Source organism: Streptomyces sp. DF42 (assembly GCF_058267695.1).
Map to the genome: position 1 here is coordinate 7,583,841 of NZ_CM177859.1, position 14,801 is coordinate 7,598,641.

A 14,801-nucleotide genomic window follows, 5' to 3' on the forward strand; every position below is an offset into this window, starting at 1 on the left:
GGCCCCTGACGCGTACTCAGGGGAGCGGGAGAGGCTCGTAGTCGAACCAGTCGAAGCAGACCGTGCCCGCGGTGGCGTACAGGCCGATCACGCGGCCGGTGAAGCCGCCGGCGACCTCGGTCGACAGGTAGCGGCCGTCCACGGACGCCAGGTCGCTCGTCGTGCCGTCCGCCGTTCCGACCGCGAAGACGAGCGAGTCCGGGCCCCTGCGCGCGTCGTGCGGCTCGGGGGCCGGGCCGGTACGCACGGACAGGACCAACGGGCCTGCGGGGAGCGCGCGTTCGGCGACGACGGACCGGACCGGGCCGATCCGGGCGATCACCCGGACCCGCCCGTCGGCGTCGGCCTCGATCGCGTAGTGGTGGCGCTCGTCCAGCCGCATGGCCAGGCCGCCGGTGCCCGTACCGGGGTCGATCAGCGTGCGCGCCTCGAAGGCGAGGTGCTGCTGGCGGCGGCCGACGAAGACGACGTCCGGCTCGTCGAGGGAGCTGCCGCGGGCGCGCAGGGTCAGCCAGCCGTCGCGCTCCTTGGTGCCGACCAGTTCCGCCGGGCGGTCCCGCAGCGAGATCCAGCAGGGCCGGAGCTCGGCGGCATCGAAGTCGTCCCGCTCGGGCAGCGGCTGAGGCGGCGACACCTGCCAGGGAAGTTCCGCGAGTTCGAGGCCGATCTCGCCGATCACGGGCCAGCCGTCCTCCCAGGTGACCGACGCAAGGAAGGTCTCACGTCCCAGCACGTGCCAGCCCGGGGTGCCGCCCTGAGGCCTGACGCCCAGCAGCACCATCCACCAACTCCCGTCCGGCGCCTGGACCAGGTCGGCGTGCCCGGTGTTCTGCACGGGCTTGGTCGTGCTGCGGTGGGTCAGGATCGGATTCGCGGGGCACGGCTCGAAGGGCCCCCGAGGAGAGGGGCCACGGGCGATGGAGACGGCGTGGCCGCGCTCTGTGCCGCCCTCGGCGATCATCAGGTACCAGTACTCGCCGATCCGGTACAGGTGCGGCGCCTCGGGCGCGGCGGCGCCGGGCGTACCGGACCACACGCGGTACGGCTCGCCCAGGGTCTCGCCGGTGTACGGGTTGAACGGCACCTGCCCGACGCCCGCGACGGTGCACCAGCAGTTGCCCTCCTCGTCCCAGGCCAGGTCGGGGTCGATGCCGGGCACGCCGGGCGCGTGAACGGGCTCGGACCAGGGGCCGGCCGGATCGGTCGCGGTGACCACCAGGTTCCCGCCGCCGGAGACGTTGGTGACTATGAGCCAGAAGCGCCCGTCGTGATGGCGCAGGGTCGGCGCGTAGATGCCTCCGGACGAGGACGTCTCCACGGGCAGCCGCAGCTGGCTCGGCCGGTCGAGGACGTTACCGATCTGCGTCCAGTTCACCAGGTCGCGGCTGTGGAAGATCGGCACGCCGGGGAAGTACTCGAAGCTGGAGCAGGCGAGGTAGTAGTCCTCGCCGACCCGGCAGATGCTCGGGTCGGGATGGAAGCCCGGGATCACCGGGTTCGTCGCGACGGTGGACGGCTGGGGCGTCGGCATAGGGCAGGTCCTCGGTAGGGAAACGGAAGGGAGGGCGTTGGGGACGACGGCCGTGCCTCCCCTCACGGAGGTACGGCCGCCGTTGGCTCTCAGGGGGTGAAGGTGAGGGTGGTGAGGCGTTGTTCGCCGGTGAGGATGACGCGGAGGTCGTGGACACCGGTGGGTTGGTGTCCGGTGAGGTCGGCGAGGACGGTGGTCCAGGTGTGGCGGTCGCCGGTGGAGGGGACCGTGACGGTGGTCAGCAGGCGGTCGCCGGTCCGGAGTTGGAGCTGGGCGGTGCCGGCGGCGGTGCGGGAGACCCGGAGGGCGACGGAGCCGGCGCCGGTGAGGTCGACGTCGCGGAAGAGGAGTTCGCCGTGCTCGGCGGTGGGGGTGACGGCGTCGCCGTGGGTGGGGGTGGCGTCGACGAGGGTGATGTTCTCGTAGTCGTCGAAGTCGGCTGCGTGGAGCGGGACTTCGAGGACGCGGCGAGGCTCCGGTGCGGGGCCGGTGACGGTGAGGGTGGCACTGCGGACCGGCCGGCTTGCCGAGCGGGCGGTGATCAGTTCGTAGCGGCCGGGGTGGACGGTGAAGGCGCTGGTGGCCACGTCCCAGTGGGCGAGGGCGTCGGCGGCGGGCAGGGTGAACTCGAGCTCGGTGGTCTCGCCTGCCGCGAGGCGGACTTTGCGGTAGGCGGCGAGGCGGAGCTGGGGCGCGTGGTAACGGGCGTCGAGGTGGCGGGTGTAGAGCTGGACGGTATCGGTGCCGGGGCGGGTGCCGGTGTTGGTCACGGTGAGGGTGGCGGTGACCTCCCCGTCCGCGTCCAACTCGGTGTGGCCGAGCTTGGGTTCGCCGTAGTCGAAGGTGGTGTAGGACAGGCCGTGGCCGAAGGGGTAGAGGGGTACGGGCTGGTGGTACTGGTAGGTCCAGCCGGCCTTGATGATGTCGTAGTCGAGGGGTGCGGGGAGTTCGTCGTCGCTGCGGTACCAGGTCTGGGGGAGGCGGCCGGTGGCGTCGGTGTCGCCGCGCAGGACGGCGGCGAGCGCGCGGCCGGTCTCCTGGCCGGCGTGGGAGGTCCAGACGATGGCGGGCAGGTGCCGGTCGGCCCAGTTCACCGCGTAGGGATAGCTGGACATGACGACGAGAACGGTGTCGGGTTGGACGGCGGCGACTTCGCGCAGCAGCCGGTCCTGCTGCGGGGGAAGCCGCAGCCCGGCGCGGTCCTGGGTCTCGCGGCCGTTGATGTGAGGGTCGTTGCCGAGCACGACGATGGTCACGTCCGCGGCTTGGGCGGCGGCGACGGCTGAGATGATGCCGTCGCGGACGGTGGTGCGGGTGAACCGCAGGGCCTGCTCGGGGGTGTCGGCGGTCATGGTCAGCTCGCCGGTGGCGGGGTCGGCCTGGGCGTAGCGGCCGGTGAGCTGGTTGCGCAGCACCTCGGTGCCGTCGGTGGCGGGTTCGAGGTGGAAGGTCTCGTGGACGAACCAGTCGCCGGGCTGGTCGCGGTGGGCGGTGACGCGCTGGTCGGCCGCGCGCAGGGAGGCGTACCGGCCGGTGGCGGCGGAGCGGAGGGTGAGCACGCCCAGGTCCCAGTCGAACAGGTCGAACTGGGCGGCGGCGTCCGTGTCCTGGGCCTGGCCGAGCACCAGCAGGCCGTCCTCGCCCACGGCGGTGACCGCTTGCCCGTCGGTGGTGCGCAGCACGATCCGGTCCACGCCCTCTACCCCTTCGATGCCGAGGCCGTCGGAGACGGTGACGCGGTAGGGGTGGGTGCCGCTGTACCAGTCCTCGAACAGGGTGCAGGCCAGCGGCCCGACCACCGCGATCCGCCGCTCCGGGGCCAGCGGCAGTAGCCCGGTGTTCTTGAGCAGTACCACCTGTTCGGTGGCGGCGCGCAGCGCCAGGGCCTGGTGTGCGGGGGAGTTGACGACGTCCCAGCCGATCCCGGCGTAGGGGTCGAGGTCGGGGTCGAACTCGCCGAGGCGGAAGCGGATCGACAGCTGGCGGCGCACCGCCCGGTCGATGTCGTCCTGGGTCAGCAGGCCGCGCTCGAGGGCGGCGGTGATCCGGCCGATGGTGACGGGGCTGTCCTCGCCGTGGTCGGTGAAGGAGTCGATGCCGGCCTTGAGCGCGGCGGCGTGGGAGGCGGCGTGGTCGTCGAAGTAGTGCTCCGGGTCGACCAGGTTGGAAGGGGCTTCGGCGTCGCTGACGACGAACAGCTCGTGACCGGTGGGCTCGGCCCAGCGGCGCAGCTCCTGCTCGAGCAGGGGGCTGACGTGGCAGGGGCGGCCGTTGACGAGGTTGTAGGCGGCCATGACGCCGGTCGCCGCGCCGGTGGCGATGGCCAAGCGGAAGGCGGCCAGGTCGTACTCGTGCAGCACCCGGGGCCGAATCGCCGAGGAGGTGGTGCAGCGGTCGTCCTCGTTGTTGTAGGCGAGGAAGTGCTTGAGCACCGGGGCCGTGCGCAGGTACGTCGGGTGGTCGCCGGTCATGCCCCGGCAGAACGCCGTCCCCAGCCGGGCGGACAGCAGCGGGTCCTCGGAGTAGCCCTCCTCGTTGCGGCCCCAGCGCGGGTCGCGCAGCAGGTTCACCACCGGCGCCCAGCCCTGCAGGCTGTTGCGGCCGGTGCCGCTGACGGGCGGCCGGTGGTGGTGGAAGGCCCGCTGCTCGACGGAGATCGCCGCCGCCACCTCGCGGACCAGGTTCTCGTCCCAGGTCGCGCCCAGGCCCACGGCCTGCGGGAAGGTGGTGGCCTCGCCCAGCCAGGACACGCCGTGCAGGGTCTCGGTGCCGGTGCGGAACTCGGCGACCCCGAGACGCGGGATCGCGGGCGAGTACTGGTGCAGCATCGCGATCCGCTCCTCGAGGGTCAGCCGGGAGAGCAGGTCCTCGACGCGCTCGGCGAGTGGGAGCCCCGGATCGCGGAAGGGCAGCGTGACGGCAGCGGTGCTCACAGGTGGAAGTCCCTTGCAGGTGTGTGTGAGGCAGGGTGGAACGCCCAGGACGGAAGGGCCAGATGGCCGGCTCCGGTGGTCCGAGGGCGGTGGTGAGGATGGCGTGTTGAAGCGCTTCGACGCTGGCATGCGCCCAAAGGACTGTCAAGAGAAAGTTTCCAAGAAAACCCTGTTCATGTTGCGGGTGAGATTTTCCGCCGCACCTCTTGCATCGTGCGTGAAGCCACTCCTAACCTCTCGGCATCATTCAAGCGCTTCGACGCTCCGCAGGGACGCGACGACAACCTGCCGGTTGCCTGCATGTCGATGGTGCCGTTCGCACCGTCCCCTCCACACCGCCGCACACCCGCACGTCGCTCGATACGGATCGTCACCGGCGAAGGGCCGCCCACCATGAGCATCGCAATGAACCGCAGAGCCTTCGTGAACGGCGCAGTCGCCGTCGCCGGGGCTACTGCCCTGTCACCCCTACTGTCCGCCTGCGGCGGCGGCTCCTCCCGCAGCAAGGGCGGGACCAACTCGAAGAGCGGCCTGAGGGCCGCGCTGCCGGACTACGTGCCGGGACAGGCCGTCAAGCCCGACATCCCCTCGGTGCGGGGCGCGGCAGGCGCGTTCACCGACCCGGCCTTCCTCACCTACCCGGCCAAGCAGATCTCGACGGTGTCCGGCACCCCGGGCAAGGGCGGCAGCTACACCGCCGTCACCCCGCTCTGGGGGACCATCCCGCCGGCCAACAACTCGTTCTACCAGGCCGTCAACAAGGCGCTGGGCGTGAACCTCACCATCAAGCCGGCCAACGGCGTCAGCTACGACACCATCGTCCCGACGATGACCGCGTCGAAGAAGCTGCCGGACTGGATCCAGCTGCCCACCTGGTGGAACGCGGCGTTCAACATGGGGGGGCTGGCTGGTACCCAGCTGGCGGACCTTACGCCGTACCTGGCGGGGGACAAGATCAAGAAGTATCCGAACCTGGCCGCCCTCCCCACCTTCGCCTGGCAGGTCGGAGCCTGGGAGGACAAGCTCTACGGCATCCCGTGCAGCGCCAGCGGTATGCCGCTGGCCGGCCACGTCTTCTACCGGGCCGACATCCTGGAGTCGAAGGGCATCACCGCCGACCAGGTCAAGTCCGCCGACGACTACATGAGCCTGGGCAAGGAACTGACCAGCGCCAAGGCCGGCGTGTGGGCGTTCGGCGACGTGTGGACCTACCTGTCCCTCTCCTGGGGGCTCCCGCCCGGGTGGACGGTCAAGGGCGGGAAGCTGGTCCACGCTTACGAGTTGCCCGAGTTCCTGGAGGCACTCGACTGGCACTACAAGCTCGCCAAGTCCGGCTATGTGCACCCCGACGCCTTGGCCGGCAACGCCGACGCCAGTGCCACCCGCTTCTACGCGGGCAAGGAACTGATCCAGGGCGGCGGCACCGGCGCCTGGACCCTGTCGGACCGCCAGTCCGGCACCGCCGCGAACAAGAACTACCGGCGCGGGGCGTTCAACGTCATCGCCGCCGACGGGAAGTCCAACCCGCAGATCTTCCTCGGCGCCGCCTCCAGCGTCATCAGCTACCTCAACGCCAGGCTCTCCCCGGACCAGATCGAGGAGCTGCTGGCCGTCGCCAACTACCTTGCGGCGCCCTACGGTTCGACCGAGTACACGATGATCACGTACGGCGCCGAGGGCGTCCACCACACGATGGTGAACGGGATGCCCAGCTACACGGACGAGGGCAAGAAGTACGCCCAGCCCACCACCTACAACTTCCTCGCCTCGCCCCCGCAGGTGATCAGCAACCCCGGCGCCGACCAGGTGACCAAGGACTACACGTCCTGGTTCGCCCGCACCGCCCCGCACGTCTACAAGCCGGTGTTCTACGGCATGAACATCACCGTGCCGCAGCGGTACGCCACCGCGGCTGCCGCGAAGTCGGTCGTGGACACCATCACCGAGGTCACCCACGGCCTGAAGAAGGTCTCCGACGTCCAGGCCGCCGTGTCCTCCTGGAAGTCCAGCGGCGGCAACCAGTTGAAGAACTGGTACCAGACCGAAGTCCTGGACAAGTACGGCACCGGCCAGTAGCAGACGACGTCAGGCGGCGGGCCGCTCGGCCCGCCGCGGAGCGAGGAGGAACGGTGGCCGGCACGTTCACCACCAAGACGAAGAAGGCCGGCGGAGGCAGCTCCGGCGGCACCGAACCGGCGGCCGACACGGAGCCGGACGCCAACGGCCGCGCCCGGCCGAGGACGCGGCCCGGGCGGGCCCAGGAGGGCGGACTGACCTGGCGGCTGCACCTGCGCCGGGACAGGTCGTTGATCCTGATGACCCTGCCGGCTGTCGCGCTGCTGCTGGTCTTCAACTACGCGCCGCTGTTCGGCCTGATCACCGCGTTCGAGTACTACGACCCGCTGGTCGGCGTGCTCCACAGCGACTGGGCCGGGCTCGACCAGTTCCGGACGCTGTTCAACGACCCGCTGTTCTGGGGAGCGCTGCGCAACACCCTCTGGCTGAGCTTCGTGCAACTGGTGCTGTTCTTCCCGATCCCGATCGCGCTGGCCCTGGTGCTCAACTCGGTGATGAGCGAGCGGCTGCGGAACTTCATCCAGTCGGTCGTCTACCTGCCGCACTTCTTCTCCTGGGTGCTGGCCATCACCATCTTCCAGCAGATGCTCGGGGGCGCTGGGGTGCTCAACCACTTCCTCGCCCAGCACAACCTGGTGACCTGGGACGTGATGACCGACCCGAACACCTTCGCGCTGCTGGTCACCTCGCAGGCGGTGTGGAAGGAGGCCGGCTGGGGCATCATCGTGTTCCTCGCGGCGCTGGCCGCCATCGACCAGAACCTCTACGAGGCCGCCGCGGTCGACGGCGCGGGCCGGTGGCGCCGGATGTGGCACATCACCCTGCCCGGCATGCGCGGCGTCATCGTGCTGATGCTGGTGCTGCGGCTGGGCAACGCGCTCACCGTCGGCTTCGAGCAGTTCCTGATCCAGCGCAACGCCGTCGGCCACGACACGGCGGACGTGCTGGACACCTTCTCCTTCTACTACGGCATCACCACCAACAACTACAGCTACGGCGCCGCCGCCGGGCTGTTCAAGAGCGTGATCTCGCTGCTGCTGATCTGGGGCGCCAACAGGATCGCGCACGCCTTCGGTGAGGACGGGTTGTACCGGAAATGAGCCAGACGCTGACGCACACTCAGAACCGGCCCGCCCTTCGGCCCGACCGCAACAAGGGCCGCCCTGCGTGGGACGAGAAGCCCGGCGCCGCCGGACAGACCCTCAAGGGCGGCGTGCTGCTCCTGGTCCTCGCCGTCGTACTGGTGCCGCTCTGGATCGTGGTGCTGACCAGCTTCTCCACCAGCGGGGCGATCAACCGCGCGGGTGGCCTGGTACTGGTCCCCGACGGCCTCACTCTGGACGCCTACCGTGCGGTGCTCGGGGACGGCCCGGTCACCAGGGCCGTGCTGGTGAGCCTGGTGATCACCGCGGTCGGCACCCTCCTGTCGATGGTCGTCTCGGTGCTCTGCGCCTACGGCCTCTCCCGCTCGCGCTCGTTCGGACACCGCACCATCCTCATGGTGCTGATCGTCACCATGTTCGTCAGCGGCGGACTGATCCCCACCTACCTGCTCGTCACCGGCCTCGGCGGCTACGGCCAGTACTGGGCGCTGATCCTGCCCGGCGCGGTCTCCGTCTTCAACATCCTGGTGCTGCGCGCCTTCTACTCCGGCACGGCGGCCGACCTCATCGACGCGGCCCGCATGGACGGGTGCAGCCAGTGGCGCACCCTGTGGTCGGTGGTACTGCCCACCTCGCGCGCGGTCACCGCGGTGATCGCCCTGTTCTACGCGGTCGGCTACTGGAACTCCTTCTTCAACGTCATGCTCTACATGCCGACGGAGAGCGCCAAGTGGCCGCTGCAGTACGTGCTGCTCCAGTACGTCAGCTACGGCCAGTCCATCCCCGGCACCACCAACTCCGGGTTCGGGTCGCTGCACCAGCAGAGCGCACCGTTGTCCCTGCAGATGGCCGTGGTGGTGCTGACGCTGGTCCCCATCCTGCTCGTCTACCCGTTCATGCAGAAGCACTTCAAGACCGGTGTGCTCACCGGCGCCATCAAGGGCTGACGGCACGTCAGCGACAGAACGAAAGAGGGAACCACCGGCAGGGTGACACCGGCCGAGGTGGCCAAGGCCGCGGGCGTCTCGCCCAGCACGGTCAGCTACGTGCCCAGCGGCAAGCGGGCGATCTCCATTCTGCCGCCGAATGCTCGCCGACTCCGTCGCCCGGCTCCGGGCGCTGGGATAGCCGGCCTTGGATCCGGGTCGTTGCTCTTGCTGTGAAAAGCGCAGACGGCGTCGGTGATCGGCGACCGGCCGTACTCACCCGCCACTTGAGAAGAACAGAGGAAACACCTTGTCCTACAGCATTGTCGCGGGCGGTCTGGAGCGGCACACCGCCGCAGAGATCCTCCGCATCGAGCCCTGGGGACCGGACGCCGTCCGGGTGCGGGCCTCGTCCGGGACCATCGACCCCGCCGCCCCCGGTGCGCTGGAGAACCCCGCGCCCTGCCCGCACGCCGAACTGTCCGTATCGGAGGACGGCTGTGCCCGCCTGGTCAACGGCCGCCTGGCTGTCGAGGCCTCGGCGGACGGCCGGTTGAGGTTCTGTCACGCCGTCTCGGGCCGCGAACTCCTCGCCGAGAGGAGCCCGTACGCGCATCACGCCGGCTCTCGCGTCCATGCAGCGGGCGGCCGGACGGAACAGTCCTTCGAAGCCTACGACGGTGAACGGCTGCACGGTCTGGGGCAGCATCTGCACGGGCGTCTGGACCAGAAAGGCTGTGTGATCGACCTCGTCCAGGCCAACACCGTGGCGGCCATCCCCTTTCTGCACTCCTCGCGCGGCTACGGACTGCTGTGGAACAACCCCGCCACGGGCCGTGTCGAACTGGGTGCCGACACCACCCGGTGGTCCGCCGACGCCGGGCGCGTCGACTACTGGATCACCGCCGGCGACACCCCGGCCCAGATCCTGGACGCCTACACGCAGGCCACCGGACGCCCGCCCCTCCTGCCCGAGTGGGCGTCCGGATTCTGGCAGTCGAAGTTGCGCTACCGCACCCAGGACGAACTCCTGGCGGTGGCACGGGAGTACAAGCAGCGGGGACTGCCGCTGTCCGTCATCGTCTGCGACTTCTTCCACTGGTCCAGGATGGGCGACTGGCGATTCGAGGAGAGCGAGTGGCCCGACCCCGCCGCCATGGTCAACGAGCTGACGGACCTCGGGGTGAAACTCGCCGTCTCGGTGTGGCCCACCGTCGAGCCCGGCAGTGACACGTACGACGAACTGCGCTCGGCCGGACACCTCGTACGGGACACCGACGGCCGCCTGCTCACCTTCCCGTGGCCGTCCCGGTACGGCGGAGATGCGCTGATACGCCCGATGGCGTACTACGACGCCACCCACCCCGGAGCACGCGCCGCGCTGTGGCAGCGGCTGAACGACAACTACCGTTCGAGGGGTGTGGCGTGCTTCTGGCTGGACGCCTGCGAGCCCGACCTGCCGCGCGATCACTCCGACCGCGCCGTCTACGCCGCCGGGCCGGCCGCCGCGGCCGCGAACCTCTACCCCCTGCTGCACGCCCGCGCGGTCGCCGACGGCCTGCGCGCGGCGGGCGAGGACCGGCCGCTGTCGCTGATCCGCTCCGCCTGGGCGGGCAGCCAGCGGTACGGGGCCCTGCTGTGGTCCGGCGACATCCCCACCACCTTCGACTCCCTCGCACGCCAGATCAGGGCCGGCCTGAACGTCGCGATGAGCGGCATTCCCTGGTGGAACACCGACATCGGCGGCTTCTTCGGCGGCAACCCGGACGACCCCGCGTACCGCGAACTGCTGATCCGGTGGTTCCAGTACGGCACCTTCAGCCCCGTCATGCGGCTGCACGGGGACAGGAAGCCCAACCACCCCACCTTCTCCACGGACATGACCGGGGGGCCGAACGAGGTCTGGTCGTACGGGGAGGAGGCGTACGGCATCCTCCGCGACCACCTGTTGCTGCGCGAGCGCCTGCGCCCCTACCTGCGGCGGCTGTCCGAGGACGCCCACCGCACCGGCGCCCCGCCGATGCGCCCTCTGTTCTTCGACTTCCCCGAGGACGAGCGCGCCTGGGAGGTGGACGACCAGTTCTTGCTCGGCCCCGACGTGTTGGTGGCACCCGTCTATGAGGCGGGCGCCCGGGTCCGCCGGGTGTATCTGCCGTCCGGCGCCCGCTGGCTCGACCCGGTCACCGGAGACGTCGTGGAGGGCGGAACGACGCTCGACGCGCAGGCCCCACTGGAACGCATCCCCGTCTTCGTACGGCAAGGGGCCGACGTCGCAGCCCGGCTCGGCTGACCTTCCATGAAGCGCAACGAAGGAACGAGCAGTCATGCGGTCCCTCTCCCGCAGCGCACGCTCGCTTCTAGCCTCATGCTTTCACGAAGGGGGTTGTCCGACTGGTGATCGCGTAAGCAGAAGGCTCCTCTGACCAGCGGGAATGAGGATTGTCGAGGTCTTTGTTCCCGCACCAGCCGGAGGCACTGTCCAGGTGACGACCTGGGCAAGATCCTGCTGGACGCCGCGCTCGCGGTGGCGCGCCGGGTGGGGACTGCCTGGCCGATGTGGGCATGTTGCGGGCCGTGCCGACCGGGTTCGGGCCGGCGGCCTCCGACCCGACGGTCTCGCGGCTGGTCAGCAAGCCGGCGTCGGGTGGGCAGCGGGTCTTGGCCGCGTTGCGCCCTGCCCGGGCTGAAGTACGTGAACATGTATGGCGGTTGGCCGGTGACGCGGCGCCGCACGCGGGCGGGCAGGTGATCGTGGACATCGACGGCGTCCTCGTCCTCGCGCACTCCGAGAAGCAGGACGCCGCCGGACGATCCAACGCCTCTGCCCGATACGTTGACGCCCCGGGGCACGGGCCGGGCATGCCAAGTGCGGGCGGAGGTTCCGAAACCCTCGCCGGACTCGGGCCGGGGTGAGGCGGCCGGGCTCGGCGGGCTTCTCCCAGGGACGCCGGAGGTCCGCAGCAGCAGCGCGGAGGAGCCGGAGTTGGGTGTGGGCGGCGATGACGAGCCAGGTCCAGCGGTCTGCGAAGGTGTGCGAGGAAGTTGACGATCTCCCACCGGGTTTCCGATCGGGTGCGTCGACTGGCCCGTCGAGTCCGGCTGTCCTTTGGCAGGTTCGTGTTGCGTGGCGCCGGCACCGCGTTGGGCACCGGGTTGGCCGGGTGGTTCATCCGGTGGCTGCAGAGCCGTTGATCAGGTGGGTGCCGCAGGAAAAAGGGTTGGCATCGCGGCACCCCTGTCCCGTAGCTTGTGTGCAAGCCGTTGAGTGCGCGTGAGTGCTCGCAAGAACAGGAGGTGAGGACCGTGATGACTGTCGTTGCGCTGGGTGCTGCCCAGATCCAGAAGTTCATCCACCCCACCCCTGTGGCCTCCGGCTGAGCCTTCCTGCATCGTCTGCGCTGGCGAGCGCGTGCGGCCGGGGCTGCCCCTGTGAAGGGCTTCCCTTGAATCTCTCTTCTCTTTCGGCTTCTTCGGCTTCCTCGCACCCTCTCACCCCGTACGGCTGGGACGAGGGATGGGAAGCCGAGTTCGCTCCCTACGCCGAGCACGGTCTCCTGCCCGGCCGCGTCGTCCGGGTCGACCGTGGTCTGTGCGACGTCATCACCTCGGTCGGCACCGTCCGTGCCGACACCGAGTTTGTCGTCCCGCGTGACCCGATGAAGGTCGTGTGCACGGGCGACTGGGTCGCTGTCGACCCCGAAGGCAGCGACCCGCTGTACGTGCGTTCCCTACTGCCGCGCCGTACCGCCTTCGTACGCTCCACCTCCTCCAAGCGGTCCGAGGGGCAGATCCTCGCCGCGAACGTCGACCACGCGATCGTCGCCGTGTCCCTCGCCGCCGAACTCGACCTCGGCCGCATCGAACGATTCCTGGCGCTGGCCTGGGAGTCGGGCGCACAGCCGCTGGTCGTGCTGACCAAGGCCGACCTGGTGCCGGACGCGGCGACGCGCTCGCATCTCGTCCAGGACGTCGAGCTGTCGGCGCCGGGCGTGACCGTGCTGACGGTCAGTGCCCAGGACGGCGACGGGCTCGACGCCCTCGTGTCCCTCGTCTCCGGCGGCACCGCCGTGCTGCTCGGGCAGTCCGGCGCGGGCAAGTCCACCCTCGCGAACGCGCTCCTCGGCGCCGAGGTGATGGACGTGCAGGCCACGCGCGACATCGACGGCAAGGGACGCCATACGACGACCACGCGCAACCTGCTCGCCCTGCCCGGCGGGGGTGTCCTCATCGACACGCCGGGGCTGAGGGGCGTGGGCCTGTGGGACGCCGAGGTCGGCGTCGGACAGGTCTTCTCCGAGATCGAGGAACTGGCCGGGAAGTGCCGCTTCCACGACTGCGCGCACGAAGCGGAGCCGGGGTGCGCGGTGCTGGGGGCCGTCGAGTGCGGGGAGCTGCCGCACCGGCGACTGGAGAGCTACCGCAAGCTCATGCGGGAGAACCAGTGGATCGTGGCCAAGACCGACGCGCGCCTTCGGGCGGAGGTTCGGCGGGAGTGGAAGCGGAAGGGGGCCGAGGGGCGGGCGGCGATGGATCTGAAGCGGCGGCGTTGGCACTGAGCCGGTGTCTTGGCGCTGAGCCGGTGTTTGGGGGCGCCGTCCTCTGGGGGCCGCGCCCCCAGCCCCCCTTCGGCCTGAACGGCCTCGTCCTCAAACGCCGGACGGGCTGAAATGCGCCGGCCGGTGCTGTGTCTTCGGGTGGCGGTGGTGTGTCCTCAAACGCCGGACGGGCTGAAATGAATCAGCCTGGGCTGAAACGAATCGGCCCGGGCTGGGGAGCTTCGTGTCCGAATTCCGCCAGCTCGGTGTGGTGGCGGGGTGGAGACTGGGAGGCGTGAGGGACGAAGACAGCAGGTATGAAGCCGTGCGGAGCCGGGATGCCCGGTTCGACGGGGAGTTCTTCTTCGCTGTCGAGACCACGGGGATCTACTGTCGCCCCAGTTGCCCGGCGGTGACGCCGAAGCGGCGCAATGTGCGGTTCTTCGCGACGGCCGCCGCCGCGCAGGGCTCGGGATTCCGGGCCTGTCGGCGGTGCCGGCCGGACGCCGTGCCGGGGTCGGCCGACTGGAACGTGCGTGCCGACGCCGTGGGGCGCGCCATGCGGCTGATCGGGGACGGGGTCGTCGACCGGGAAGGCGTGGCGGGACTCGCCGCGCGGCTCGGGTACAGCGCCCGGCAGGTGCAGCGGCAGCTCACCACCGAACTAGGCGCAGGACCGGTCGCGCTCGCCCGGGCCCAGCGCGCGCACACCGCGCGCGTGCTGGTGCAGACGACGGAGCTGCCGATCACGGAGATCGCGTTCGCGTCCGGTTTCGCCAGCGTGCGGCAGTTCAACGACACCATCCGGGACGTGTACGCGTCCACACCGAGCGAGCTGCGGGCCACCGCGCCCAAGAGCGGCAGGGCTGGCCGGCGTGCGGCCACCCCCACCGCGGGGATCCCCCTGCGGCTCGCCCACCGGGGCCCGTACCAGGCCGACGCCGTCTTCGACCTGCTGGCGGACGAGGCCGTGTCCGGTGTGGAGGAGGTGAGCGGGGAACGCGGGCGGCGCACGTACCGCCGCACCCTCCGCCTTCCGCACGGCACCGGCATCGTCGCCGTCGACGAGCGCACCGGCACGGCGAAGTCCGCCTCCGGTGCCCACCCGGGCGGCTGGCTCGAAGCCCGGCTGCACCTCACCGACCCCCGCGACCTGACCACCGGCGTGGGGCGGCTGAGGCGGCTCTTCGACCTCGACGCCGATCCGTACGCCGTCGACGAGCGGCTCGGCGGCGACGAACGGCTCGCTCCGCTGGTCGCCGCCCGGCCGGGGCTGCGCTCCCCGGGAGCCGCCGATCCCGACGAACTGGCGGTGCGGGCACTGACAGGCCCGGCGGAGGCCGAGAGGCTCGTGCGGCGGTACGGCAAGGCGCTCGACGCCCCCTGCGGCAGCCTCACCCACCTCTTCCCCGAGCCCGCCGTCCTCGCGGAGGCCGAACCGGACGGCACCCTCGGCGCGCTCACCGCCGCCCTCGCCGACGGCGCCGTACGTCTCGACCCGGGCGCCGACCGCGACGACGCCGCGGCCGCACTGCTCGCCCTGCCCGGCCTGGACGCCGACATGGTCGCCGTCATCCGCACCCGGGCTCTCGGCGACCCCGACGTCGCCCCGCCCGGCCCGGAGGTTCCCGACAGCTGGCGCCCCTGGCGCTCGTACGCCCTGCAACACCTGCGTGCCGCAGGAGAGTTGGACTGAC

General features: G+C 70.6%; 8 protein-coding genes and 2 pseudogenes. 7 read left to right on the forward strand and 3 right to left on the reverse strand.

What is annotated here, in order from left to right:
- Positions 1-16: 16 nt before the first annotated feature.
- Together ACYUED_RS34740 and ACYUED_RS34745 are read right to left on the reverse strand one after the other, a co-directional pair.
- Positions 17-1,531: a glycoside hydrolase family 43 protein gene (locus ACYUED_RS34740; protein WP_491288552.1), complete on the reverse strand. Its 1,515-nt coding sequence runs from the start codon at positions 1,529-1,531 to the stop codon at positions 17-19.
- Between the two features lie 89 nt (positions 1,532-1,620).
- On the reverse strand, positions 1,621-4,464 hold the full coding sequence (locus ACYUED_RS34745) for a glycoside hydrolase family 3 C-terminal domain-containing protein (protein ID WP_491288553.1): 2,844 nt from the start codon (positions 4,462-4,464) through the stop codon (positions 1,621-1,623).
- A 393-nt stretch (positions 4,465-4,857) separates the two neighbouring features.
- Here ACYUED_RS34745 and ACYUED_RS34750 point away from each other — a divergent pair, with 393 nt between their 5' ends.
- From ACYUED_RS34750 to ACYUED_RS34770, 5 genes and pseudogenes are all read left to right on the forward strand, one after another.
- On the forward strand, positions 4,858-6,540 hold the full coding sequence (locus tag ACYUED_RS34750) for an ABC transporter substrate-binding protein (RefSeq protein WP_491288554.1): 1,683 nt from the start codon (positions 4,858-4,860) through the stop codon (positions 6,538-6,540).
- 53 nt (positions 6,541-6,593) lie between these two features.
- Entirely contained in the window at positions 6,594-7,640 is a 1,047-nt protein-coding gene (locus tag ACYUED_RS34755) for an ABC transporter permease (RefSeq protein WP_491288555.1), read from the forward strand.
- Positions 7,637-8,590, forward strand: a complete 954-nt coding sequence (locus ACYUED_RS34760; protein ID WP_491288556.1) for a carbohydrate ABC transporter permease — start codon at positions 7,637-7,639, stop codon at positions 8,588-8,590. Before ACYUED_RS34755 ends, ACYUED_RS34760 begins: the two co-directional genes overlap by 4 nt.
- Positions 8,591-8,879: 289 nt before the next feature.
- Entirely contained in the window at positions 8,880-10,859 is a 1,980-nt protein-coding gene (locus ACYUED_RS34765) for a glycoside hydrolase family 31 protein (RefSeq protein WP_491288557.1), read from the forward strand.
- 198 nt (positions 10,860-11,057) lie between these two features.
- Positions 11,058-11,479: pseudogene (locus ACYUED_RS34770) on the forward strand (IS1380 family transposase); the annotation flags it as partial.
- Here the strand turns inward: ACYUED_RS34770 and ACYUED_RS34775 are convergent.
- Positions 11,408-11,591: pseudogene (locus ACYUED_RS34775) on the reverse strand (NF041680 family putative transposase); the annotation flags it as partial. The pseudogenes ACYUED_RS34770 and ACYUED_RS34775 overlap by 72 nt on opposite strands.
- A gap of 421 nt (positions 11,592-12,012) precedes the next feature.
- Between ACYUED_RS34775 and rsgA the strand changes: the two are divergent.
- The gene (gene rsgA / locus ACYUED_RS34780) at positions 12,013-13,125 is read left to right on the forward strand and encodes a ribosome small subunit-dependent GTPase A (RefSeq protein WP_491288558.1); all 1,113 of its coding nucleotides are present in this window, start codon (positions 12,013-12,015) and stop codon (positions 13,123-13,125) included.
- A 274-nt stretch (positions 13,126-13,399) separates the two neighbouring features.
- Positions 13,400-14,800, forward strand: a complete 1,401-nt coding sequence (locus ACYUED_RS34785) for an AlkA N-terminal domain-containing protein (protein ID WP_491288559.1) — start codon at positions 13,400-13,402, stop codon at positions 14,798-14,800.
- The last annotated feature ends 1 nt before the right edge of the window (position 14,801 follow it).